Consider the following 23,992-nt stretch of genomic DNA (forward strand, 5'->3'; position numbering starts at 1 on the left):
TCCTTTGACGGCTTCAGATCATTCGTCTCTGACAGCCTTACATGCCAGGCGCGCTACCCTCCGAAATCCGCGTGAATTCCTAAAGTACTGGCTCAACGCGGCAAGCAAGCCTTTACTTCGGTAAGACAAGCATCCAATTGCGCCTTTATCTCACGCACCTGCTCCTCCAACGCTGCGAACGAGGCTTCACGGGCCGTGAGCACAGTCCTACCGTCCTGGTCAAGAGAGCCAGCTGCAATTCCAAGATAAGCTCTCGGCGGCAGCTTACCTTGGCCACACTCAATGACAGTCTCTATACGGATTGCCATGGTCAAACCTCGCCGGAGCGCAGCAGTTGGCCCTTACCTCTCTCATCTTCTGCTGCCAACGAGCTTCGAATGCGGAAGTCGTCTTAAAGAAATGGCGCCGCAAATTCGAACCGCGAAGTCATTGGTCCTTGACGGCAAGCGATCTAGAGCAGCGTGGGCAATCTTCAAGAGCGGGTGCCCGAGCGAAGGCTCCAGAATATCTTCGATCGGCGTCATACAGCGGATCGACCGGCAAGCGTATGGAACTCGCCGAGCCTGAACTGTCGGCCAGGTTTGAACCCATTGCTTCGGGCGAGGTTCACAGAGTGTCATCCTGCATCAAAGGCCCGAGGGTGAATTCGGGACCCCTCAATACCAAAATTCGCCTACTCTTCAATGGTAACCTGCGACTCGGTTGCGAGACCAGCAAGAGATTCCGCAAGAGTGTGGCGCAGAGCTTCATCTGAAGCATCGGTCGCTTTCCAGATGGTGATGTGCGGCACCTCGCTACGACCACTCCAGACAAGACTGTACTTGCGGATTAGTCCGCTTGCCTTCACGCAATCAAGGGCCTCCGTCAACGCATCATGAACCTTCGTGGTCATCACAACCTCATCGTGGGATGAGACGATGCTGCTCCCCGTCATTCAAGTCCAGTCCGTACCATGGCTCGCGCCACCTCAAGCTCGCTAATCGCCTGGCGCAGCGCTGCTCGTGCCGCAGCCTTGTCGCCATTCGTGCAGGCTGCGCAGAGGTCTTCGAGATGGCGGGCCGCCGCCTTAGCGTGTGCGATAAGGTCTGCGGCACCCGCAAAGGTTGGGCGGCGCTTTTTGTCAATCATTAAACCTTCTCCCACCTTTCTCTCGAGCGCGTGTCGCCAGGAGACGAGTGTGGCGACCGCAGAGGGCTAAGCCGCGCGTTGTACCTGGGGCGATCGCCCTTCGAGAAACTTCCGCAAAGCTTCCTCTTCTTCCTCCATACGCCGCTGGAAACGTTCCCGCTCAGCGCGGGAAGGAGCGGAATCGCGCAGGTGCCGATAGTGATCGATGATTTTCTCGTGCCCGCGGATAATGAAAGCTTCGAGCCCAGACATGGCGCGCCTCTACGCTGCTGCGTCCGCCGATTGCCCAAGCGCCGGCAGACTGAAGGGAAATGTCGCTTTGACAAGAGCTTCGGCTTCGGCCTGTTCTTCCTCCAGCCGCTTCGCAATGAAGGCCCGCTCCAGGTCCGAGACTTGCGTCGCGAGCAACCGCTGGTAGCGGCGAATGTTGTTGCGGTACGCCCGCAGGCGGGCAAGGTTCTCCTCGATCATCGTCGTCTCCTGACGGTCGTCATGCTTTCCTTGTGCAAGAGGAAAGCCCCCTGGCGCCGAAAATTTAGGCGTGGGCGGCCCACCGTCAAGACTCCGCGCGGCCACTCAACGGCTGGTTAGCCACGCCGTTGCGGGAAGCAAAAATTTTCCCCGCCCTCTTGAACTTTTTCCAGGCTTGAGGATTCTTTTGGTCACGCAGAGATGCGGCCGGGGCGCCAAATGGGCTCCGGACTGAAGGCGGGCACCGGCAGGTGTCCGGTGCCGGCTCGTACCCAACTTGCTCTCAGGAGGATTTGGCTATGAGGTATGATTGGACTCCCCTCTGGAGGTCGACCATCGGCTTCGACCGCCTTTTAGACGTTCTCGACGAGGTCCAGCGGACTGCCGACGAGAGCTATCCCCCCTACAACATCGAGCGTCTCGACGAGAATCGCTTCCGAATTTCGGTGGCTCTGGCCGGATTCACGCAGGACGAGATCGCGCTCACCGTCGAGCAAAATGTGCTGACGCTCGAAGGCCGCAAGGCTGAGAAAGAAGCGAAGAACTTCCTGCATCGGGGCATTTCGGCACGTTCCTTCCGGCGTCTATTCACGCTGGCCGACCATGTCGAGGTCGATAGTGCTCGCTTCGAGCAAGGCCTCCTTATCATCGACCTTCTGCGCGAAATTCCGGAAGCGATGAAGCCGCAGCGCATCCCGATCGGCGAAGTCAACAAAGGCAATGTCAGGCGGATCAAGGCGAAGGCCGCCTGATCGATCTTTCACTCGGGGGCAGTTCACCCGTGCGGATCTCGCGCGGCTACTCAATCTCGTCCTTGGATTTCTCGCGAGGACAGTGGCCGCCGATACGACGGCGACTATCTCGCGATCATACGCATGCAGCCAGCAAGAAAGGAGCGAACATCATGGTGGGCATGGCAGCACTTCCCTCGGTCTCCTCGGACGGAGGGCTCTCCCGATACCTGACGGAGATTCGAAAATTTCCGTTCTTGGAAGCGTCCGAGGAGGCAAGCTACGCCAGGCGCTGGCGAGATCATGGCGATCGCGAGGCCGCTTATCACCTGGTGACCAGTCATCTCTGGCTGGCGGCAAAGATCGCGATGAAATATCGCCGCTACGGTCTGCCGATTGCTGATCTCGTTTCGGAAGCAAATCTCGGATTGATGCAGGCCGTTAAGCGCTTTGAACCTGAGAGGGGATTTCGTCTGGCCACCTATGCGATGTGGTGGATCAGGGCATCTGTCCAGGAATACATTTTGAGGTCCTGGTCACTCGTCAAGTTGGGCACCACGGCTGCCCAAAAGAAACTGTTCTTCAATCTCAGAAAGCTCAAGAACAGATTGTCCGCTTTTGAGGATGGCGATCTGCATCCGGACCAGGTGAGTTACATCTCGGAACACTTACAGGTAAGTCCGTCGGAGGTGATCGAGATGAATGGGCGACTGCGTGGTGACGCCTCCCTCAATATCTCGATATGCGATGATGATACTTCCCAGGAATGGCAGGATCGTTTGGCTGATCCTTCGCCCAATTCTGAAACCCTACTGGCGGACGCCGATGACTACGAACGACGACGGGCTGCTCTGTCGGAGGCACTCAAGGTGCTGTCGGCGCGTGAACGCGCGATTCTGGAGGCGCGGATGCTAACAGACGAGCCAAAGACGCTGGATGACTTGGCGCGAGAGTACCGCGTTTCGCGCGAGCGAATCCGACAAATCGAGCAGCGCGCTTTCGAGCGCCTGAAGGTCGCAGTACATACCAAGCTCGGCAATTCCTTGCCGCCCGCCGCTCGGAAGCGGGACGAAAGGGATGCAAAACCTGGCTCTGCTAGCCAAAGAGTTCTTGAAAATTCCTGCGCTTGACCTAGGTCGTCTCTGGCTATCACCGCAAGGGGATTAGATGCAGGCAAGCATGCTTCGGGAGAAGTGACCATGAGCGCGAAGGAGGTTCTATTTTCAACGGGCGCACGGGAGAAGATGCTTCGGGGTGTCGACGTACTCGCCAATGCCGTCAAGGTGACGCTGGGGCCGAAGGGCCGCAACGTCGTGCTCGAAAAGAGCTTTGGCGCCCCCCGGATCACAAAGGACGGGGTGACCGTCGCCAAGGAGATCGAGCTTGAAGACAAGTTCGAGAACATGGGCGCACAGATGGTGAGGGAGGTTGCTTCGAAGACCTCCGACCAGGCAGGCGATGGGACCACGACTGCGACCGTGCTCGCGCACGCAATTGTGCGCGAAGGCACCAGGGCCGTTGCGGCCGGCATGAATCCTATGGATCTCAAGCGCGGTATCGATGTTGCTGTCGAAGCGGTGGTCAGCGAACTGAAGAAAAATTCGAGAAAGCTCGCTTCAAACGAGGAGATCGCGCAAATTGCTACCATTTCCGCCAATGGCGACAGGGAGATTGGACGCTTCTTGGCGGATGCAATGAAGAAGGTCGGCAACGAAGGAGTCATTACGGTCGAGGAAGCCAAATCGCTCGAGACCGAACTGGAGGTCGTGGAGGGCATGCAGTTCGACCGCGGTTACATCTCACCCTATTTCGTTACCAACACCGAGAGGATGCGGGTCGAGTTCGACGAACCCTACATCCTACTCCACGAAAAAAAGATCTCGAGCCTGCAGACTCTGCTTCCTTTGCTCGAAGCGGTGGCACAAAGTGGAAAGCCCCTGCTGATCATCGCGGAGGATGTGGAAGGCGAAGCTTTGGCGACACTCGTCGTGAACAGGCTGCGCGCTGGGCTGAAGGTCGCCGCCGTCAAGGCGCCGGGGTTTGGTGATCGTCGCAAAGCCATGTTGCAGGACATCGCTATCCTCAGCGGCGGGAACTTTATCAGCGAAGATCTTGGCACCAAACTCGAAAACGTCACGCTGAACATGCTTGGACGTGCCAAGAAGGTGATGATCGACAAGGACAACACAACGATCGTCAGCGGCGCCGGCAAAAAGCCCGAAATCGAGGCGCGTGTCCGGCAGATCAAAACGGAGATCGAGGAAACCACCTCGGACTATGACCGCGAGAAATTGCAGGAGCGGCTTGCAAAGCTAGCGGGCGGAGTTGCCGTGATCCGAGTGGGCGGCTCGACCGAAATCGAAGTCAAGGAGCGCAAGGATCGGGTCGACGATGCCATGCACGCGACGCGTGCCGCAGTCGAGGAAGGTATACTCCCAGGCGGTGGGATAGCGCTGCTGCGAGCTTCAGCCGTGCTGGCAAAACTCAAGCCGGCAAACGACGACCAGCGCCACGGGCTGGAGACCGTCAGGCGGGCTCTTAGTTGGCCGGCACGACAGATAGCAGAGAATGCCGGCGAAGATGGATCACTCATTGTTGGAAAGATACTTGAAAACAAGGAGTACGCCTGGGGCTTCGATGCCCAGACGGGGGAGTACAGCAATCTCTTCGCGAAAGGCATCATCGATCCGACCAAGGTCGTGAGGTCCGCCCTGCAGGATGCAGCTTCAATCGCGGCGCTGTTGATCACGACGGAAGCGATGGTTGCTGAGGCGCCGAAAAAGAAGAACGGAGCTAGCCAAGGGGTCCCTGCTGGTGGGGGCGAAATGGATCTTTGATCCTGACACAGGCCCATCCGCTAGCGAGGAATTTCGTCATCTGCCCGCGAGAGGAATGAGCATGCTTACGGAAATGGTCATGGCAACGCTTCTCGTCAACGTTTTTGGCGCGGTGGCGGCCCTGCCGTTCATTGCCGCGCAAAATTTACTCCCGCGGTCTTTGCAAACCGAACCGCGCGATGCGATGGGCGGGGCCGGCCCCTCCAGGGAAACTAACGGATTGTCACCGTCCAAGGCGGCGAACCGACGACAATCCTCGCAACCTCGTCGAATGCGCGATAAGCAACGTACGGCCCGTCCTTCCACGCGGTCGAGGAAAACAAATAGCGGCAGTCTACCGCGGAGCGAACCTATGAGCGACCCACTATGACAGTGTGGCGCAAGCGAGCCTGCTCTCTACTGGATTTTGATGTGCGCTCTAGATCTATAGGAGGCTGACTGGGGTTTACCGCGAAGGAGCCAAGGTGTCATCCGCAGCTCCCGATCGCTTGCAATTGACAGCAGGAACTGAGCAGTCGCTTTTGCCGTTGTGCCGGCATCGGGCATCGTCAAGTCGTGAACCATGCCGACCGACTATCGTCATCATGTGGACATAGCGAGTGAGGAAGAGCGGAGTTACCTGGAGTCCTTGATCCGGGAGGACTACGAACGATGCCATCCCGGTGAGACACTGGAGGATCTCAAGCGCCGGGCGTCATTTTCGAAGGAGGACAAAGGACTGCTGCGGAACTGGATGGCCGTGGCAGCGGCCCGCGCCGCGACTGATCAGGCCAAGGCACGCCACGACTGATGCATAGCCGAATTGTCGATCGGCACGCGCTCGGGTTTTGTGTTTTCCTTCAAGCGAAGGCGATTTCCGGACTTCGGGCTGGTGACATGCGGCACGAATCTCCGCTCGCCCCGGGGAAAAGGTGGCAGCGGGAGGAGCGACTCGCCCCCCAACCCGAACAAAGTATCCGGCAGACAGATCGCACGAAATCGTAGTTTGGCGCACAAAATCGTGCAAATGGCGGAGAGAGTGTCAGTCAATCCCCGTTGAAAGACAAAGCATTTTCGACCTTTCTAGACCAAAACCCACCATTTCAGCTACGCGGGAAAATGGAACTTCGTGCAAAGCGTTCAGTTTGGTATTGGCGCAACTACCCCGAAAAGCCTCAATTAGCTCAGAAGTAGCCGCCATCACATGCGAATGGTGCGAGTGATTTCGTATACTTCGCCCTGTTTCAGATCGAGCTTTTCCATCTCGGCGAGGGTCAATTGTGCCTGCGCCAGCGAGGCGGACCAGCCCTCCGGAATGGCATTTAAGACCAAGCCGACCGCGTCCTCGGGAGATGCTCCCGCGGCAACCCAAAGCCTGTTGACGCGGTCGTCGGTCAAGACGCGGAAAAGATAGACGCCTGTCTACAAGGACCTTGCCATTCGATCGATCGCTCGTGGCAAAATGCCTCGCGCAGGGACTAAATGCGTCGGAGACCGGTTGGTTCAAAGCCGAGATCCGCCGAGTCTGGCCCTGGCATCCACCAAGGCTCAACTGGCGACATCAAGGGCCGCAGCCAGACGGGCGGTTCACGCGTCCAAGTCGCCTCCGACCTCGTGAACAAGCGCATGTCCGCGTGCATCAGATCTGGATGGGCGACCGCGCTGACAATGCTCGGGCCGCGAGCTACAGCGCATATGATCTCATGACCGTTGAGCGCGATATCGGACGTCTCGCCAAATACACCTTCGACATGGGCGGCGCGGGTGATTTGTTGTCACTGTCGCTAAACGTTCCGCCGTGGGAAGATTTACATGAACTCTCTCGGGAGGAATTGCGAGTGACTAATCTCATCACTACCGACAAAGTTGCTCAGCTGGGCAGCCCCAACGCCGCGGCGGTCGAGCTGACGCCCAAATCGCAACAGGGTCTCTTGGTGAGCACTACGGCGGCGGCCTCCGCTGGGCAAGAGTAGCGAGTAGTCGTTTCGAAGATACTCGGAACAGGATCCGTGCAAACTCGCGGCTTTCCTAATCATCGGCGGGCCCTGGCGACGCTGCAACGTGTTCGATTCAGCCTGATCAAGTTGGCCAGTTTCAGCTAACAACGGCCAAGAACAGCGTGGCCAATCAAATTCGGGTCGCTTGCTAAGCTTTGGGGACCCGGCCTTTCTGTACGATCCACTCCAAAGCAGTGGCCTTGTCGTCAATCCCATCCGAAGGGAGAAGACCCCTCAACAACTCATTTCGGCGCAATTCTGAATACGCCGCCGATCCTGGCTTCACTGCTTCTCAATTTGCCGGATATCCACAGGTGTGGAAGGATGTAACCATCGAATAGAATCTTCCTGCTGGAGCGCAGGCCGAGGCACACTGAAAGGAAGGAGTGCCGCCAGTCTTGAATGCACCGCAACAGGATAAGCCCGGAGCGCCCGTCAGGGCATCGGCCACCAGCTCAACATCGACAGGCAGGACGTGCATACGGTTTCACGTGAAGAGCTCTACGAACAGGTCTGGTCAAGACCAATGACCAAGGTCGCCGCCGACTATGGCGTCACCAGCACAGCTCTTAAGAAGACCTGCGACCGCCACAAGATCCCTACTCCTGAACGTGGATACTGGGCAAAGCTCGAGCACGGCAAGCAGGTTTGCAAGAGGCCGCTCCTCCCTGGACTGAGAGACAGGAAACTTGATCGGGCGAGCATCAACGGTAGCCCATCGGAGAGCCTACCGGAACAAGTGAGAAAGGCGGGAGCGGAAGTCCGTGAGCGGCTCGCGTCGATGATCCTGCCCGCACCTGCCGCCGCAACGATTTCAACTAGTTCCCAGATCAAAGAACCCTCGATTTTAGGCCCGACGCGTCGAGCGATTTCGAAAGGTCGTCCCGACGTGCAGGGCTTCAAAAGCAGTCGGGGACGCGGCCTCGTACCGATGAAGGTCGCGCCAAATTCAATTGGCCGGGCTCTCCAGCTCCTGAGCCGGCTTTTCGCCCTCGCAGAAACCCAGGGATATCGCCCAAAGATCAGCGACGTCGGTCTCGATCTTGCGGCCGAAGACATGGCAATCGCCTTTGGCGTTGAAGAGCGGCCACGGAAAACACCGCACGAGCCTACCCCTGCCGAGTTGAAGCGCAAGGACGACAATCTTCCATGGGGCTTCTCGCGGACAGCCTCGCCGCAATACGACTATTCCTCGTCCGGACGGCTCTCCATAGTCATTCACGCCAACTCCTGGTCAGGGCTCCGCCACACATACTCTGACGGCAAAACGCAACTGGTTGAGGCCATGTTGCCCGAGATTGTCGCTGGCCTAGCTGAACATGCGGCGCGCATCAGGGAGCGGCAGCGTGCTGCCGAGGAGCGCGAGCGCCAACACCGGCAAGCGGAAGCCCACCGCAGGCGCGAGGAAGCGTTCGCTGCCCGGGAAAAGCGATGCCTGGAATTTGTCGATACGATCCACGAGCAGCTCCTGGAACGATCAAAGCTCTCCATAGTGCTTTCTCACCTGGAGACGGCCATGGCGGAAGACATCAACCGTGCACAGACCATCACGGCATGGATACGACGACGCATTCAGCAGATCGATGCTCTCATCAGCCCTGAATTTCTCGATCTGTCGGCGAGAACGGCAAAACTTGATTTCGTCGGGCATTTGAGTGATCCCAATCGCGACGATCCGGGCGGTTACTACGGTTACCTGTCCACTCCCCGACTTCAATTCTGGTCAATCGACGAACAGAAGGAGCTCGCGACCTCAATAAGTGCCCTGGAATGGGCCGCCCGGACCGGACTTGCGCCGGAGAGCGAGAGCGACGACGCCGCCCAGGCCAGACTGGTGGAGCGTCGCGACCGGCACAGCGCTGAGCCACAATCGCCACGGTTTTGTGGAAGATCCAATTGCGCCTTCAAAGGCTGTCGAGCAGGTTCAAATCATGGAGGCGCAACCGCCGATACCGACATTCCGTTCAGGTAGCGATCTGATCGAGGGCGTTCCCTGCGTCCCGAACGCAATGAGCATCTTCTAAATTATTGATTTTTCTTGGTGAGGTGATCGTCCCCGTCCTGTTTTGTTCACGGTCGTTTCACCCAATTCGTTGCGATTTCATTGCGGCCTTTCGCAACGAGAACGGCAATCGCTGAGCCATCGAACGTGAGCGTGGCAAGGCAAGTTGAGTAGGATCGGAATCAACGAAACCAGATCCGCTCAGAAAGAGGAGCGTCCCCAGCGGCTTCCAAATTCGCTCAAAACTCTGCCCCCCGGCCACCCCGAATAATGCGAAGCGCTTCCGGAGACGCAGTGGTCAGCGTCTCGATCGAGGGCGTCCGCGTGCTGCTCGCGGTCGAGTTTGCGTACCTCCATGAGCGAGCGGAACGGGCACAAAGCGTTTGGGTTTTGATGCCGCGTCAGCATTTTGTCTACGCCCAAGCGGCGCCGCCGGTTAGACGAGACAGAATGTGGTTCGCAATCCCGAATTCCACGCTCGCCAGTGCCTGCGCTGGCGAGCGACCGCGCGGTTCGATCGGCGCGGTCGCGCTGGTGTGGACAACCTACATCCTGAACGCCGCGACATAAGAATCGATGGAAGCGAGCGCCTTATCTCGTTCGTCTGGGGAGATGAAAGCTGCGGTGAAGCCGTTGCGCGCCAGGTCCACGACATCATTCAAGGAGAGGTCTAACGCCCGCTGGCATTCGATGAGGTTCTCGCTGACGTATCCACCGAAATAGGAGGGGTCATCGGAGTTTACAGTCACGTGAAGGCCCGCATTGATCAACGCCCTAAGGGGGTGTTGCTCAAGCGATGGCACTCCCTTTAACCTGAGGTTCGATAGCGGGCAGACTGTCAAGGCAAGCTTTCGCCTGACAATCTCCGCGACGAGTTCAGGATCTGCCAGGCAGGAGTTGCCGTGATCAATTCTGTCGACGCGCAACAATTCGACCGCCTCGCGCACGTAGGAAGCCGGCCCTTCTTCGCCAGCGTGAATCGTGATTCGAAAACCCCTGTCTCGGCAGGCTCTGAAGAAATTAACGAACTTGGAGGGAGGATTGCCGACTTCGGCGCCTCCCATCCCGATTCCGAGGATCCGATCTGACCAAGGCATGATTTGATCGAGCAAGAGCATGGCGTCCGCCTCGGTCCGATGCCGCTGCGCGGTAACGATCAAACCGGAGCTTATTGCAAGGTCGTGCCTCGCGTCTTCGATTGCTCGCAGCACGCCATTCATCACGGTCTCAATCCCAACGCCGCGAGTGGTAAAGCTTTGGGGGCCGATGAGAAGTTCAGCCCGAATGACGCCGTCTTGCTTCGCGCGGCGCAAATATGCGGCTGTCACGTCGTAGAAATCCTGCTCATGAATCAGAACCCGACAACCCTCATAGTAAAGATCCAGAAACGACTGCAGATTCGTGAATTGATATGCCGCTTGAAGCTCACTTGGGCTGCCCCACCGTAGCTTGAGGCCATTGCGCGCGGCCAAATCGAACATCATTCGCGGTTCGAGGCTACCTTCGATGTGCATGTGAAGTTCAGCTTTCGGGAGGCCGCGGATAAACGACTCGTAGTTTGTCATGTAAACGTCCTTTGTTCGGAGGATGAGAGCATATTTGGAACCGTTGCGAAGAAGGCGCGGTCAGTTGCCGTTGGGTTATGCGCTGGTTGGACCGCGGGTCGCTCTTCTGATCGTGCTGTGCTTGCCAGCTTCAGGACTGGAGACTGCGGACGGATTGCCGGTCCATAAGCTGATAGTCGAGGACCTTCCTCCCATTTAGCCGATGACTTTCGAGGCCGCGCAGAAGCTGCGCGGCCGCGATTTCGCCCATGCGCTTAAATGGAAGGTGAATGGTGGTCAGTGGTGGGTCAACGTATTGCGCCATGACCGAGTCGCTGCAGCCAATGATCGAAATATCAGCCGGCACAGCGAGGCCAGCGTGCCGAATTGCCATGATTGCGCCGAGTGCGAGAATGTCCCCAGTGCAGGCGATCGCGGTGTATCGCGGCCGGCGCATCAAGAGCCGACTTACGGCTTCACGTGCGCTGGCAGCGTCATAATCGGGCGTCTCGGCGATGTCATCAGCACCCACCTGCAGTCCATGTTTCGCGAGTTGCTTTCTCGCACCTCGGAGCCTGTCAGCAACCGGCGGCGTGTTGCCGGTAGGTCCCGTCAATAGGGCGATGCGACGGTGGCCGCGCTCGACCAAGGTATCGATAGCGAGAGCCATCGCCGCAGCGTCCTGCATGGCGATCGACAGGAAACCCGGATAGCTATGAGAGCAGTCCTGAAACACGGCGGCAATACGCTTTGCACGCAGCAAGGTCAGCAAGTCCGGCCGATGATTCGCACCAGTTAGGATCATGCCATCGACGCCGCGCTCCATCATGGTTTTCGCTTGATCGAGTTCTCGATCCGGATCGCGATTGGAGCAGGCGACGAGAACGCCGTATCCTGCGGCTCGCAATGTCTCCTCTGCGCTTTCGATCGTCGGAGCGAACAGTGGATTACTCATCGTTGGTACAACAAGGCCGATTGTCATTGACCGTCCACTGATCAACAGGCGCGCGGCATTGTTCGGGATATAGGAGAACTGTTTGAGAACCTTGTCGACCGCCTTCTGCTTTGAGGGGGCGACGATATCGCGGCGATTAATCACCCTCGACACGGTCGATATGGACACGCCAGCCAGGCGTGCGATGTCTCTGAGTGTCAAGTCCGCACCGGCGCTAGGCTCCGATGCGGCCCGTGTCCGCTTCTCGACGTTCATTCCTGTCGTCTCGCTGCCTGGTACAATCGCTCAGCCTGTTGCCGCGTCTTCAGTCTTGAACTTCTGTACGGCCTTGAATCGGCCAACGATATAATCGCCAAACTTGATCGGTTCGTATCGGGGAGGATTGTCGTCGGTACTGCACGTGGGCAGGCAACTGACCGGAGCATCGTAATCGAGATTGTAGAACATCGGGATCGAGTAACGTTCACGGCCGGTGCGGTTGGTAACGCGATGAAAATTGGAAATGTAGCGATCGTTTGTCCAACGCTGGAACAGGTCCCCAATGTTCACGACCAAAGTCCCATCGATGTAGGGTGCGGCGATCCACTCTCCGTCGCGCTTCTTCAATTCGAGACCGCCGATTGGATCCTGCGCTAGAAGCGTAATCATGCCAAAATCGGTGTGCGGAGCCGCGCCGAGCGCCGCGTCCGTCGTTTGTTGCGGCGGATAGTGAAACATCCGCATCTGCACCATCGGCTTTTTGTTGTAGCGCAGAAAGAACCCGTCATCGAGCTCCAGCGCGTGGGCGATCAGACGCAACAAGCGCTCCCCAAGAGCCTTCGTCTGATTGAAATAAGTCTCTGCAGCCTCTCGCAGCCACGGCAATTCCTCTGGCCATTGATTAGGTGCGTGCAGCGGGCGGCGCGCGACGACGTCCGGATCATCTAGCGCCAGATCCAGGCCGACCTCATAGCTCTCCTTCAGATCGGCTTCATAGCCGGGTTGCTGGGTGACGCCTTGCGGCATGTAGCCACGCCGGAAATAGGGGTGCATCAGATGCCGCTGGCGCACTTCCATTGGCATCGCGAAGTAGCGCCTGGTTGCTCCAAAAGCCGCATTGAGGGCATTCTCGGAAACGCCATGATTGGCAACATAGAAGAAACCGGTTTGCCGGCATGCACGGTCCAGCTGCTTTGCCAATTCGTCGATCGGACCTCCTTGGAGCAAGGGCGCCAAATCGAGCACAGGCACCTCGCTGCGGCTGGCGACACGAATCTGTTCAGTCATGGATAGTTTCCTTTTTTCGGATTACTCAGGCTAGGATCGACTCACGGAACGTTAAGTGGTTTGTCATCAGTGCGGCTCGCCCAAAATAGAACTCGGCGGCGCGCGACTTCGATAAGGCCATGCAGGCCCACCCCAATCAGGGACAGGACGATCAGGATGGCGAACACACCTGCCATGTCGAAGGTGAGGTTTTTTTGTAGGATCAGGAAGCCGAGACCTGCCTTCGCGCCAACGAATTCACCGACGACGGCGCCGATGACCGCCAGCACCGCTGCGACGTCTAACCCCACGAATATGAAAGGCAGCGCCTGCGGAAACCGCACCATGCGAAATATCTGCCAAGGGCTGGCGGTATAGGCCTGCAGCATCTCGATTTGATCCTGCGGCGCAGAGCGCAGGCCAACAATCGTGTTTGCGATGACGGGAAAAAACGCGATCATCGCCGTGATGATGATCTTGGACGACAGGCCGTAGCCGAACCAAATCACAATAATCGGTGCAATCGCGACCTTTGGTACGGTCTGGAATGCGACAACGTAGGGGTACAACGTCCGCTCGAGAAAACTGGACTGACCGATGAGGATGCCGAGCACGACACCCAGAAGAGAACCTACCGCAAATCCGGCGATGACCTCCTCAAGTGTTACGCTGAAATTGCGAGCAAACGAGATCGAGCTGATCTCGCTCAGGAGTGCTGCCGCTACACCGCTCGGTGGAGGCAGGACAATAGTCGGAATGCCCATCCCTCGCACGAGAGATTCCCAGCCAGCAAGCAGGCAGATCAGGAAGACAGGTGCGACAAGACGGCTCTGACGCCAATCGAACCGCTTGGTGGTCAGGTCTTTAGAATCGGGCAATGTCGTCTGACGGACGGCTCTGATGACAGCGTCGCTCATTCGTCGAGACTCCCGGTTGCATGAAAGTGTCGCCGGATCGCCCCGACGTACTTTCCGAATTCCGGCGTATTGAACATCGCCAGAGTGCGAGGACGAGGGAGATCAATATCGAGCACTTCCGCAATCCGTCCCGGCCGAGGTGTCATGACCACCACCTTGTCTGCCAAGAAAACCGCTTCAGGGATGCTGTGCGTCACCAGCAGAATGGTGATCTTCTGCTCGCGCCAAATTCGCAGCAGCTCGAGATTCATCGTTTCGCGTGTCATCGCGTCCAACGCGCCAAACGGCTCATCCATGAGCAACAGACTGGGTTCGTGGACGAGCGCGCGGCATATGCCGACTCGCTGCGCCATTCCTCCCGACAGCTCGGATGGATATCGATCTTCAAAGCCCGCGAGACCAACCATGGCCAACAGCTCGCGTGCGCGTCTTTCAGCTCTGCTGCTGTCGAGCCCCTGAATCTCCGCTGGTACGCGCACATTCGCGAGGATCGTGCGCCATGGAAGCAGTACGGGCGACTGGAAGACCAGGCCCAGATCGCGACTTGGTCCGGTTACAGATCTGCCGCCCATCAAGACATCACCCGATGAACGGGGAAGGATCCCGGCCAAAATCCGGAGTAAGGTACTCTTTCCGCATCCGCTGGTCCCGACAATCGTAACGAGAGAACCGCGCTCAATCGACAGATCGATGTCCTGAAGAGCGTGGATCTCGGCTTGGCCCTGAGTTCTGTACCGCTTCTCCAGCCGGGAGATCGAAACCCAGGGGGTGGCCGGCGATCCACTCGCGGGGGAGATTGGGCAAGGTGCGAGAGTGGCTCCTGTCGGGGTCATTCGTGAACCTCGCAATTCCTGGCAGCTGCTCGAATTGCCTCGACGTCAAAATCGTTCACCCTTGCGTAGAAGTCCGGGATCGCAGCCAAATAGGTGTCCGCCGGCAAAGCCTTCTTTATGAGTCCGGCTTCCTGGAGAAAGGTTTGTAGTCTATCGATGCCTCCCGAGTCCGTAGCGCCCCACTGTCTCCCGCCATTGAGCTTGAACCCGTCCGCCAGCGTCGATAGCTGCGCGCTAATGGTGGTAACGTCCATGCGTAGCGCGGTTGCATCGTCGACGCCGGTTGGTTTCGTGGCAGGATAGGATTTCCATTGGAGCTTCACGGCGCATTCGGGATTAGCGAGTGCATAGACGGTCGCTTTGGCCACGCCGCGGCTGATCGCAACGACCATGTCGGGATCCTTGGCAATCGTGGCCTGCATCGCCGCTAGGGAATAGTCGGGGTAGGTCCTCCATTCGGATGGGGTGATCTCCCTGAGTGACAGGCCGGCATTGCGAAAGCTTGCCGTTGCGGTTGCCCAGTAGATCAGTGCATCGACCTCGCCGCGTCGCATAGCTTCCACCGGCGCAGCACCAAGCCCAAGTGGCAAGTAGTTGATGTTGGCGCTTTCGCTGGTGAGGCCAATTTGCTTGAGCGAGTGATTGAGCAGCCACCCGCCCGTTGAGACCGCGCTAAACACCCCAATCGTCTTGCCCTTGAGGTCGGCGACTGTGTGAATGTCGGATGCGGACGGGACGGCGATGGTCCAGTCCGTCACGCCGTTCGCCATCAGAACGCGAACGGAAAGTTGGTTGGTCACATCCGACTGAATGACCGCGCTTGCATTGACCTGAGCAAAATCGGCATTGTCCGCGACCATCTGCTGGATCGCCTGCAACGACGTCCCGACAGGCTGGACATCAACATCATATCCCTCCGCCTTCCAGTAACCCAAAGTTCTCGGCAGCGTGTCCATTGGATAGCCAACACTAAGAACCGAAGTTCCGACGGCGAGCGTCACGTGCTTCAGTTGCTGGGCGAACGCACCGGTCGCGATTGGCAGGGAGACGATCAACACAATTCCAGCGCGGAACAAACCAGTCGGCCTCATCACTATCGCTCCTTCCCAATTTCTGCAAACGTTTTCAGAGCCGCTGAAAACGTTGTCAGCAAGCTTTATGCCAACTTGCTTCGTGAGCTTTGCAGCCGTTATTCGGTCAGTTTGCCTGTGATTTCCCGTTTCTGTGCAAGCATGCGCCTCGTCTCGCGACGCGTCTGCGCACCCAATAGGCAGCGTGGGAAAAGTTTTGAGCAGACTAACTGTCCAGAAAAGCCGACTGGCATTCGGACCAGCCGTGGAGCGGGCGTAAGGTGGCCGCCTGCTAGTTGACCGCGTCTTTACGAGTGGCGTGAGCGGCGTCTCCGAGCCGTCACGACTTAAGGGCTTCGAAAGAAACCGCTGTCGGGATGTCGGCGAGCGATCCGTGCCGGAACCTGCCGAGACCGACAACGATAGCTGGCGGTTCAAGAGCCGAGACGACGATCATGTCACCTGCGCTCGTCTCCCCTCGGCTATCCCGGCCAGCTCCGACGAGACGAGCGCTACCAGCAGAGTCGCCGCGCAAAGGGGGCAGAAGTGGACGCCGATGAGAGGTCAAGGTTGAACGCTGAGTGACAAGCACGGACGATCGTTGCGGGTCTCTACCAGCTCGCGACCGGCGTACGCCGTTGGAAGATCGGGGCCTAGTGGGCAATGATCCTCGCGCGATCGTTGCCGTCTTTATCAAACCGTGCCCAGCGCCGACCAACGCCACGAGCGCACGCATGTCGAGGACTTCGTTGCATCTTTTGTTGCATACGCGGTAGAAAAGCGCATTTCGAAGCGTCCAGCGAAGTTCGGCAACGGTGCCATTGAAGGCGTTGCGAGCCCGGAAGCATCGACCCATGCGGCCGTTCAGGGCGACTTCATCCCAACAACGAGCCTTGGCATTCCGCTGGGCGCCAAGGCTCACGCCGGGGCCTGCGCATGGAGTATCGAGATATCGGGATATCGATCTGTCTATCGCCCGCGCATGGACTGCTCTGCAAGCAGTGCTGACACGCGGTCCGGAACGCGGCATGATGAGCGGCAGACCGCCACGCATTGGCTCCAGCGGGGTTTCTAAAGGAGGCCTACGTTGCAGGTGGGCGTTTACCCGAAACAGGAAGACTAAGAATGAAGACAATCTTAGTACCGATCCAGAACATTGCGATCATGCCATCCGTTCTCGGTGCCGCCGCTCGTCTTGCGCAACGCACCGGGGCCTACACCGAGGGCTTTGGGCTCCGGTATGGCAATCCCCAAGCTTTGGTTACAGAATTGACCACCGGCTTCGCCTTAGATTCGTATCTTGAGAGGAGCCAAGAAGAGCTGGCCGAAATGCGGCACGCATTCGAAGCGCTCATGGTCGAGCACAATATCGCAAGAGCCGGTAACCCGAGCGGACCAAGCTTCGGCTGGTTGGAAACCTCCCCTGAGAGTGAAGAGTTTGTCGGAAGTTACGGGCGGGCTTTCGATGTTATTGTAATGGCGAGGACCGATGTCGATGCTGCAGGCCCTCACCGGCGAGCCATCGAGGCAGCACTTTTTGAGAGCGGAAGGCCCGTCCTGCTGGCGCCATCAAGCGCGCCGAAATGCATCGCGACAAACATCATGATCCACTGGAACGGCAGTACCGAGCAGGCCCGGGCAAATGCACTTGCCATGCCATTGCTTCGTCTGGCGGACAGGGTAAGGGTGTTGACCGTGATTGGCGGACAGGAAGTACCAGGACCATCTGCCGATCAAATAGTCCGGCAATTGCGGTACAACGACATCGCCGCCGAGCTAATCAGCGTCGAGCTCGAAGACCGGGAGACTGGCGAAGCGGTACTCGACACCGCGAGAGCACAAGGCTGTGATCTCTTGATAAAAGGAGCCTTCACCCGCAACAGACTGCGGCAGATGATATTCGGCGGCGCGACCAGCTATGTCATGGAGCACGCGGACTTACCGGTGCTCATGGCGCACTGAAACTGCGCTTACAATTCGCAGGCATGCTCTTTCGCGCAACGGCAAGCGTAACGCGAGCGCCCCGCAGGTTAGCGCAGTTCGAACTTGCGAAGGCATCGATGTGGCCGATAGGGTCTTCCGGTCCAATTCGCGAACGATTCCGGGACCTCAGACACATAGATTGCGCCCGTGGAGTCGATCGCAATCGCATGCGGAGCAAGGAACTCCACCGCGGGCGCCCCTATTCGAGCAGCAATGGAACGGTCCGGAGACCATACAGTCACCCGCCCAGGGATTTCTTGGTCCGCAGGCCCGAGCCGCCACGACTTCAAGTCGTGTGGACCACGTGCGAGCTCGGTCACGTACATATATCCTTTGCGATCAAGCGCCAGATCCGTCGGCCGTTGAACGTCGTTCCACACGTGCAGCAACTCGCCGTCGGGGGAGAAAACCTGTATCCGATCGTTCTCGCGGTCGCATATTAGGACGTGACCTTCGCTGTCGAGTGCGACGCTGTGCGGTATGACAAAGCAGCCGGCGCCGGCCCCAGAGCCGCCCCAGGAATGAACTTGCTGACGGTCTGCGGAGAATCGATGCACTCGGCAATTGCGGTAGCCGTCACTGACGAACAGCTCTCCAGTCCGCGATGCCACCGCCTTGGTAGGCCTGTTGAAGGGCGCTCCCCCAGGCATCCGGTCAAACGCCAGCTCTTTGCTCGGCAAGCCCTCGTCGAATCCGGTTACGGACGGTATGCCGCTGCCGATCGTTTCTATCAGACACCCCGTACGGTCGAATACGAAGACCCGGTGGCCGCCATCGTCAGCGATGTAGATCTTCTCGTCGTCACCAATTGAAATGAGGTGCGGGCGATTTGAGAAGCAGCCGTTGCCCCAACGATCAACGACGGTCCCACTGCTGTCCAGCACGGTGACCGGATCATCGCCCCGCCGCAGGACGTAGACACGATCATGGGCGTCGACCGCGACGCCGGTGACGTCGCGATCTTCCCAGGTCTCTTCGCCCCAGCCGGAGACTTCTTCAAAGTACATCGTAGTTCTCACTCGGTCGACTGACAGACCCAGCGCGGGACGAGCGCTTGAACTTTATCGGCCCCATGGTCGAGGAGCGCGGGCACCGGATCCTCGTCGAAGAACCAGCTCGAAAAGTCGTAGGACCGCCACGCTACGTCAGGAACATCGAAAGTCGCAATTTCAAGGGGGTTACCGCTCGGGTCAGAGAAGTAGATGGAGGAAATGAAGCGATGCTTGTTGTCGGCACCGCGCCGCTCGGAGATTTCGGACACCGCAAGACCGCTCGAAAGCAAATGCTCACGGAACCATACTAAGTCCGCGTGCGTAGGTACGTCGAATGAGAGATGATCCAGCTTCTGAGGTTCACGTGGTTGACTCCACTGTTGCGTCCCGCCGGAGGGCCAAAGGAATGAGCTGATAGGAGCGGCTGGCCGTTTCGAGATAATCGGCGACTCGTAGAGAGAAAACAACTCGCCGTTGCCCATCTCAAAGAACACCTGACGAACGTTCATTGTCACAGCAAATTGGGGATCCTCGGACTTCGCGCGAATGGCCGAACCGCTCGAATGGTGTCCACTTGAACGTAGCCCCTCGGCGGTTGTGGTGAAACGCATGGTTCGCACCACACGAAGCCCGAGCAAATCCCGGTAGAAGCGCACCCCTTCGTTCATGTCGTGGGTGAACAGAACAAGATGATTGATGCCCGAAATCCGGCCGGCCGCCGGCCCCGACTCCTGCAGAATCCGCCGGTGGCGCGGTTGCTCTCCCGAAGCCGACGAAGCACTCTTCTGAGGCGCTGCTACTGTCATCACGATCACTCCCTTGCTAGAAGATTAAGAGTCACTTTGTTTGTCACTAAGCATCAAGTACCAATCGGGCTGAGCACGATCGCGAGACGCACACCATCATGGTCTGGCCCGCGGCACGCTCCTTCGCACCGAGCACCGAATCCCGGTGGTCAGGTGTCCCCGAAATCACCTTCGTCTCACACGTGCCGCACACGCCGTCTTGGCATGACGAGTCTATGTCGACACCGAACTCCTCGGCCATTTCCAGGATGGAGCGGTCCGCAGGCACGGTGACCACAACGCCAGAACGCGCGAATTCGACTTCGAATGCGCTGTTCGTAGCCCCGCTAACGCCTTCGCTAGGAGAAAACCGCTCAACGTGAACCCTGTCGTGCGACGATGACGCACAGCTCTCGTCGACCGCACGGAGCATCGATTCCGGTCCACAACAGTAGATCTCGGTCGTTCGATCGGTCTGGGCGATGAGGGCGGCCAGATCGGCCCGGCCACGGGCGTCGCGCGCCTGAAGCACGACCCTGTCCGCGCCCAACGCATTGACGTCATCGATAAAGGCCATCGATTCGACCGACCGACCACAGTACAGGAGTCGCCAGTCTGCACCCGATGCTGAAACGTGCGCGATCATTGGCAAGATCGGAGTGATGCCTATGCCGCCGGCGATGAACAGATATTGCTGCGCTGGAACCAGGGGAAAGTTGTTGCGCGGACCCGTGACGCGGACCGTATCCCCTTGAGCAAAGGCTTGGTGGATATGGGCCGAGCCTCCGCGACCATCAGCTACGAGCAGCACAGCCACCTGCCAGTGGTGTCTATCGGTCGGTCGGCCGCACAGCGAGTACTGCCGCACATACTCCACACCCTGAGAAACGAAATGGAGATCAACATGCGCGCCGGGATCCCAGGCTGGAAGCTGGGCCCCATCTCGTTGTGCGAGCGTGAGACGAAGGATTCCTTTGGCCACCAAGTCTATGCGGGTGATCACTAGTTCGAAGTCGCGTTCAGGCATCGACACTCCTCGAAGACTAGACGAAGCATAATCGTTGACGACCGAACTCAATCGGCCAACGCGCAAGGTGCCGTGCAATTCGTTCGCCGCATCTCGGTGACTCTCCGTAGGTCGCCTGAGCACCACTGCGGGCGCTTGAGAGCCCTATGTTCCGTTGACGGCGCTGATAGCGTTGCGTATCAATTGACAGCAATTCGCGAGGCCAAGGTAGATCACATATGGACGGAGATCGGGATTCCGCTGCGGCGCTCGCATTTGAGCTTCGCGAGACTTTGGGAAAGGGGGCCAGAGTCATTCGTATCGAGGCCGGACCTCCGCTCCAGCAACTCACGGTGCTTGGCCATCTCCAGCGCCAAGGCGCACTGAGCACCAACGACCTCGCAGCGGCCACTAAAGTCCGCCCGCAATCGATGACCAACACCGTTCGGTCGCTCGAAGAAAACGGACTGGTCCGCCGCAGACCACATCCAACTGATGGTCGGACCGTGCTCATCGAAATGACACGTAAGGGCGTCAAGACTCTCGAAGACATTTTTGCCCTGCGGGAAGACTGGTTGACTGGCGTGATCCTCCAGAAATTGACGGTTCGCGAACGCCAAGAGCTGCAGCGAGGGCTGACCCTTATCAAGAGGATCATCGAGACAGAGAGTCGTCGATAGGCCGGCGAATGGTCCGCCGAAGAGTGTACGGTTCAAATGACAATCGTCTCAGATATCAAGGACGACTGTCGCGCCTTCGACCGATACCGGAATTGTCTCGACGCCCTTCTTCAGCCGCTCAAGCACCTCCAGCGGTTCGATCGTTACGGGATAGCTACGCACGCGCTGCCTAGAGGCGAAGAGCGTGCGTCCTGTTCTGATGTCGAACTCCCAGTGATGCCAGGGACACGCAATAATCTCGCCCTCACGCACCCAGTGCATTCCGACGCGTTCTTCGTCCGTCGCGTCCGCCTCTGTCGTGCCACGAACTCTGCCCTTACAAAGCGGGCCGCCCATGTGGGGACACGTATTTTTTAGGGCGTAGAACTGTCCGCCGACGTTGAAAACGCCAATTCCGCTCTTCACCTTGTCCGGATAGACAACCGTCGACGATCCCGGCGGAAGATCCGCGACCGCACCTACCACGTAACGCATGTGCTGCTCCTCGTCCTGAGTTGCATCTCGTTATGCGCTCAGTTCAGCGCGGCCAGACGCGGGTAGAACTGCACGGCATTACCGCCCAAGCAACGCGCCCGCTCCTCCCCAGACCACTTGGGGAACACCTCATCCGCGTTCACGCCGTCCCAGTAAGGATGGCGGCTGCCGAAGATCACCAGCGAAGAATTGTCCCCGCCGAGCGTTCCGGTCGAGCGGAGGCTGTGCGGCGAAATCTCGTCCTCTGGCTGGCTGACGAAGCGAACGTGGCGCTCGAGATACGCCGTCGGCTCCTTAGTCATCCACGGGACCTCGATGCGGTCGGATTGCCAATCCTTGTCCGTCCGTATTGCCAGCGCGCGCGCCTCGTGCACGCTGACGTCGCCGAGCACGACCCGAAGATCGGGCAGACGCTCGAAAACACCGCTAACAATGAAACTGGTAAGATGCACGATCCCCGACAGTGGCCGGAGAGCATGGATCTCGGCATAGAAGCTTGGAAAACCAACCTGGGTCGGCGGCGGCTCGACCACCGCGGACAGATCGTCGTGGATGAAGATGGCGAGACCGCGCTCAGCCGCAGTCCGCCAGATCGGAAAGAACCGCTGGTCGCCATAGGTCGCCAACCCGCGCGCCGGCACGACGATCTGAACGAAGCGAGGATCATCGGCCCAACGCTCGATCTCACCCAAGGCCGCGTCGACATCGTTCATCGGCACACGAATGGAGCCCAGGAACCGCCCGTCGGCTTCCGGCGCGTTCAGCCAGTCCTCGGCTAGCATGTTATTGGCGGCCTGCGCGACTGCGACCCCCTGATGCGGGTTGGGCCAGTATCCGAACGTCGTCGGAGACAGCACCGCATAATCGATTTTCGCGCCACGCAAGCAGTTGGCTACCGCGGCCGGGCTCGACGCCTCGTCGGCCGGCACCGCCAATTGGTCGAATGGCGCGCCGTATTTTTCGCCGAAGAGGGTCGGGAGCTGGCGCAAATTCCATGGTCCGCCGACAAATTTATTGAACCTTTCGCTGCTCAGCACTGGATGAACGGCACAATCGATGATCATTAGCGCCCCCCCTTCCGATCGAAACGGTCCCCTGGTCTCGTCTTCGGCAAATCAAAGAACTCCAGCGCATTCCCGGCCATGATCTTCTTCTTCACTTGAACGTCCAAGGCACGCGGAAGCGCCTTGCTGGGAGGGTCGTAATCATAGTGCGGGTAGTCGCTCGAGAACATCAACAGATCGCCGGCATTCGCCTCCTCGAAGAGGGTCGCGATCTGCAGCGGATCGGCGGCCTCTTCAACGGGTTGGGTTGCAAACCGGAAGTGGTCGAGCACATATTGCAGCGGCGTCTTCCGCGTCGGAAACTCTTTCGCGGTCTTCTGCCAATGACGGCCCATCCGATCCACAAACGGCCGATACCACAAGAAGCCGCCCTCGAGGAAAAGGAACTGCAGCCCGGGATGCCGATCGAGAACACCGTTGCAGATGAAGCTCGCCATGTGGGTCGCGTAAGCCATCGGCGCGATCAACGAGTGATACTCGACGAAGAATTGCAGCGGGCCCGTCGACGTCCAACCGAGTGGCTGCGTGGCCCCTCCTTTAAAGTGTATCGAAACGGGCAGTCGATGCCGGGCTGCGGCTTCCCAGATCTGGTCATACATGGGGTGACCGAAAGGCCGTGGCCCGTAGTGGCTGATCGCCACCTGCCGGAAGCCCGGATGTCCGGCCCACTCCTCAATCTCTCTCACCGCCCCGACCGGGTCCTCGACAGAGACTGAGATCGATCCGACGTATCGGTTCTCGGTATTGTACTTGGAGAGCCAGGTCTCGGCGAGCCATCGGTTCACCGCACCCGCCAGCGCGGTATCCAACGCCGGATCGACCGTGAACCCGCGCAAGCTCCACGGCAGCAAGATCGCATAGTCAATCGGGTCGTCGAGGAATAGATGTTTTTCAACGAGCTCAGGATCGGAACCTAGATCGCCCGTCTCTGGATAGGCGTCCATCCGGCCCGCGACATCGAAGGTGGTGAAGCCTGCGCGCCTAAACGGCACCCGCGCCTTGATTGCGCGGTCGCGCCACGGGACGTCCATATATCCGATGAGTTCGTCGAACGAACGCGGCTCGACATGGACATCAGTATCGATCACCGTGACTTCAACTGGATCAGGGCGACTCTCAGGCGTTTCCGGTCGGATAAGTGTTTTCGTTGTCATAGTGATTCCGATTGAAGGTTAATTTATCGTCGTCACACTGATCAGTCTAACTGTATATTTTTTCACGTCAACTCTTTTTTGCAATATTGCTCGCGTTCGAAACACAGTTCCGCGAGAGGATATGAGCTTTCAGCGAACCCGCGCG

Annotated in this window: 24 protein-coding genes and 3 pseudogenes; 11 read left to right on the forward strand and 16 right to left on the reverse strand. The window is 58.5% G+C overall.

Annotated features, from left to right (window positions below):
• Positions 1-673 precede the first annotated feature (673 nt).
• The 3 genes from JQ587_RS21660 to JQ587_RS21670 form a co-directional block, all read right to left on the reverse strand.
• Entirely contained in the window at positions 674-892 is a 219-nt protein-coding gene (locus JQ587_RS21660; RefSeq protein WP_172648801.1) for a hypothetical protein, read from the reverse strand.
• Positions 893-1,194: 302 nt separating this feature from the next.
• Entirely contained in the window at positions 1,195-1,380 is a 186-nt protein-coding gene (locus tag JQ587_RS21665) for a hypothetical protein (RefSeq protein ID WP_212426600.1), read from the reverse strand.
• 9 nt (positions 1,381-1,389) lie between these two features.
• Positions 1,390-1,599, reverse strand: a complete 210-nt coding sequence (locus JQ587_RS21670) for a hypothetical protein (protein ID WP_212426601.1) — start codon at positions 1,597-1,599, stop codon at positions 1,390-1,392.
• A gap of 299 nt (positions 1,600-1,898) precedes the next feature.
• Here JQ587_RS21670 and JQ587_RS21675 point away from each other — a divergent pair, with 299 nt between their 5' ends.
• From JQ587_RS21675 to JQ587_RS21690, 4 genes are all read left to right on the forward strand, one after another.
• Entirely contained in the window at positions 1,899-2,351 is a 453-nt protein-coding gene (locus JQ587_RS21675) for an Hsp20 family protein (protein ID WP_212426676.1), read from the forward strand.
• A 152-nt stretch (positions 2,352-2,503) separates the two neighbouring features.
• Complete coding sequence (rpoH, locus tag JQ587_RS21680; RefSeq protein WP_212426602.1) at positions 2,504-3,460, forward strand: RNA polymerase sigma factor RpoH; 957 nt, start codon at positions 2,504-2,506, stop codon at positions 3,458-3,460.
• Between the two features lie 69 nt (positions 3,461-3,529).
• Positions 3,530-5,167, forward strand: a complete 1,638-nt coding sequence (gene groL, locus JQ587_RS21685; protein ID WP_212426603.1) for a chaperonin GroEL — start codon at positions 3,530-3,532, stop codon at positions 5,165-5,167.
• Between the two features lie 562 nt (positions 5,168-5,729).
• Positions 5,730-5,957 carry a hypothetical protein gene (locus tag JQ587_RS21690; RefSeq protein ID WP_249154434.1) on the forward strand — a complete coding sequence of 76 codons (228 nt, stop codon included), beginning with the start codon at positions 5,730-5,732 and terminating at the stop codon, positions 5,955-5,957.
• A 389-nt stretch (positions 5,958-6,346) separates the two neighbouring features.
• Here the strand turns inward: JQ587_RS21690 and JQ587_RS21695 are convergent, their stop codons facing one another.
• Positions 6,347-6,544, reverse strand: a complete 198-nt coding sequence (locus JQ587_RS21695; protein WP_212426604.1) for a hypothetical protein — start codon at positions 6,542-6,544, stop codon at positions 6,347-6,349.
• Between the two features lie 218 nt (positions 6,545-6,762).
• Between JQ587_RS21695 and JQ587_RS21700 the strand changes: the two are divergent.
• The 3 genes and pseudogenes from JQ587_RS21700 to JQ587_RS21710 all read left to right on the forward strand — a co-directional run.
• Positions 6,763-7,119, forward strand: a pseudogene (locus JQ587_RS21700) (hypothetical protein); the annotation flags it as partial.
• 550 nt (positions 7,120-7,669) lie between these two features.
• Entirely contained in the window at positions 7,670-9,115 is a 1,446-nt protein-coding gene (locus JQ587_RS21705; RefSeq protein ID WP_212426605.1) for a hypothetical protein, read from the forward strand.
• Between the two features lie 324 nt (positions 9,116-9,439).
• Positions 9,440-9,715, forward strand: coding sequence for a hypothetical protein (locus tag JQ587_RS21710; RefSeq protein WP_212426606.1), 276 nt, complete (start codon positions 9,440-9,442; stop codon positions 9,713-9,715).
• On the opposite strand, the gene JQ587_RS21715 is transcribed toward JQ587_RS21710, so the two are convergent.
• From JQ587_RS21715 to JQ587_RS21740, 6 genes are all read right to left on the reverse strand, one after another.
• Positions 9,691-10,710, reverse strand: coding sequence for an adenosine deaminase (locus tag JQ587_RS21715; protein ID WP_212426607.1), 1,020 nt, complete (start codon positions 10,708-10,710; stop codon positions 9,691-9,693). The genes JQ587_RS21710 and JQ587_RS21715 overlap by 25 nt on opposite strands.
• 130 nt (positions 10,711-10,840) lie before the next feature.
• The gene (locus JQ587_RS21720; RefSeq protein WP_212426608.1) at positions 10,841-11,899 is read right to left on the reverse strand and encodes a LacI family DNA-binding transcriptional regulator; all 1,059 of its coding nucleotides are present in this window, start codon (positions 11,897-11,899) and stop codon (positions 10,841-10,843) included.
• A gap of 30 nt (positions 11,900-11,929) precedes the next feature.
• On the reverse strand, positions 11,930-12,910 hold the full coding sequence (locus JQ587_RS21725; protein ID WP_212426609.1) for an isopenicillin N synthase family dioxygenase: 981 nt from the start codon (positions 12,908-12,910) through the stop codon (positions 11,930-11,932).
• 41 nt (positions 12,911-12,951) lie between these two features.
• A complete protein-coding gene (locus tag JQ587_RS21730) occupies positions 12,952-13,806 on the reverse strand; it encodes an ABC transporter permease (protein WP_212426610.1) in 855 nt (284 codons plus the stop codon).
• Positions 13,803-14,639, reverse strand: coding sequence for an ABC transporter ATP-binding protein (locus JQ587_RS21735; protein ID WP_212426611.1), 837 nt, complete (start codon positions 14,637-14,639; stop codon positions 13,803-13,805). The genes JQ587_RS21730 and JQ587_RS21735 overlap by 4 nt, the downstream gene beginning before the upstream one ends.
• Positions 14,636-15,730, reverse strand: a complete 1,095-nt coding sequence (locus JQ587_RS21740; RefSeq protein ID WP_212426612.1) for an ABC transporter substrate-binding protein — start codon at positions 15,728-15,730, stop codon at positions 14,636-14,638. Before JQ587_RS21740 ends, JQ587_RS21735 begins: the two co-directional genes overlap by 4 nt.
• Before the next feature lie 388 nt (positions 15,731-16,118).
• Here JQ587_RS21740 and JQ587_RS37060 point away from each other — a divergent pair.
• The 3 genes and pseudogenes from JQ587_RS37060 to JQ587_RS21750 form a co-directional block, all read left to right on the forward strand.
• Positions 16,119-16,294 (forward strand): annotated as a pseudogene (locus JQ587_RS37060) (IS21-like element helper ATPase IstB); the annotation flags it as partial.
• A 163-nt stretch (positions 16,295-16,457) separates the two neighbouring features.
• Positions 16,458-16,613: pseudogene (locus JQ587_RS37065) on the forward strand (tripartite tricarboxylate transporter permease); the annotation flags it as partial.
• Between the two features lie 221 nt (positions 16,614-16,834).
• Positions 16,835-17,671, forward strand: a complete 837-nt coding sequence (locus JQ587_RS21750; RefSeq protein ID WP_212426614.1) for a universal stress protein — start codon at positions 16,835-16,837, stop codon at positions 17,669-17,671.
• A 68-nt stretch (positions 17,672-17,739) separates the two neighbouring features.
• On the opposite strand, the gene JQ587_RS21755 is transcribed toward JQ587_RS21750, so the two are convergent.
• From JQ587_RS21755 to JQ587_RS21765, 3 genes are read right to left on the reverse strand one after another with little or no spacing between them, the layout of a single operon-like run.
• Positions 17,740-18,699 (reverse strand): NHL repeat-containing protein, encoded by a 960-nt coding sequence (locus tag JQ587_RS21755; RefSeq protein ID WP_212426615.1) that lies wholly within the window; start codon positions 18,697-18,699, stop codon positions 17,740-17,742.
• An 8-nt stretch (positions 18,700-18,707) separates the two neighbouring features.
• Entirely contained in the window at positions 18,708-19,490 is a 783-nt protein-coding gene (locus tag JQ587_RS21760) for a VOC family protein (RefSeq protein WP_212426616.1), read from the reverse strand.
• A 46-nt stretch (positions 19,491-19,536) separates the two neighbouring features.
• Positions 19,537-20,496, reverse strand: a complete 960-nt coding sequence (locus tag JQ587_RS21765) for a PDR/VanB family oxidoreductase (protein WP_212426617.1) — start codon at positions 20,494-20,496, stop codon at positions 19,537-19,539.
• A gap of 218 nt (positions 20,497-20,714) precedes the next feature.
• On the opposite strand from JQ587_RS21765, the gene JQ587_RS21770 reads away from it, so the two are divergent.
• Positions 20,715-21,155, forward strand: a complete 441-nt coding sequence (locus JQ587_RS21770; protein WP_212426618.1) for a MarR family winged helix-turn-helix transcriptional regulator — start codon at positions 20,715-20,717, stop codon at positions 21,153-21,155.
• A 48-nt stretch (positions 21,156-21,203) separates the two neighbouring features.
• Here the strand turns inward: JQ587_RS21770 and JQ587_RS21775 are convergent, their stop codons facing one another.
• The 3 genes from JQ587_RS21775 to JQ587_RS21785 are packed head-to-tail and all read right to left on the reverse strand — an operon-like array spanning position 21,204 to position 23,781.
• The gene (locus JQ587_RS21775) at positions 21,204-21,629 is read right to left on the reverse strand and encodes a Rieske (2Fe-2S) protein (RefSeq protein WP_212426619.1); all 426 of its coding nucleotides are present in this window, start codon (positions 21,627-21,629) and stop codon (positions 21,204-21,206) included.
• A 38-nt stretch (positions 21,630-21,667) separates the two neighbouring features.
• Entirely contained in the window at positions 21,668-22,693 is a 1,026-nt protein-coding gene (locus JQ587_RS21780) for an amidohydrolase family protein (protein WP_212426620.1), read from the reverse strand.
• Complete coding sequence (locus JQ587_RS21785) at positions 22,693-23,781, reverse strand: amidohydrolase family protein (RefSeq protein WP_212426621.1); 1,089 nt, start codon at positions 23,779-23,781, stop codon at positions 22,693-22,695. Before JQ587_RS21785 ends, JQ587_RS21780 begins: the two co-directional genes overlap by 1 nt.
• Positions 23,782-23,992 lie beyond the last annotated feature (211 nt).

This window comes from Bradyrhizobium manausense, from assembly GCF_018130615.1.
GTDB lineage: Bacteria > Pseudomonadota > Alphaproteobacteria > Rhizobiales > Xanthobacteraceae > Bradyrhizobium > Bradyrhizobium manausense_A.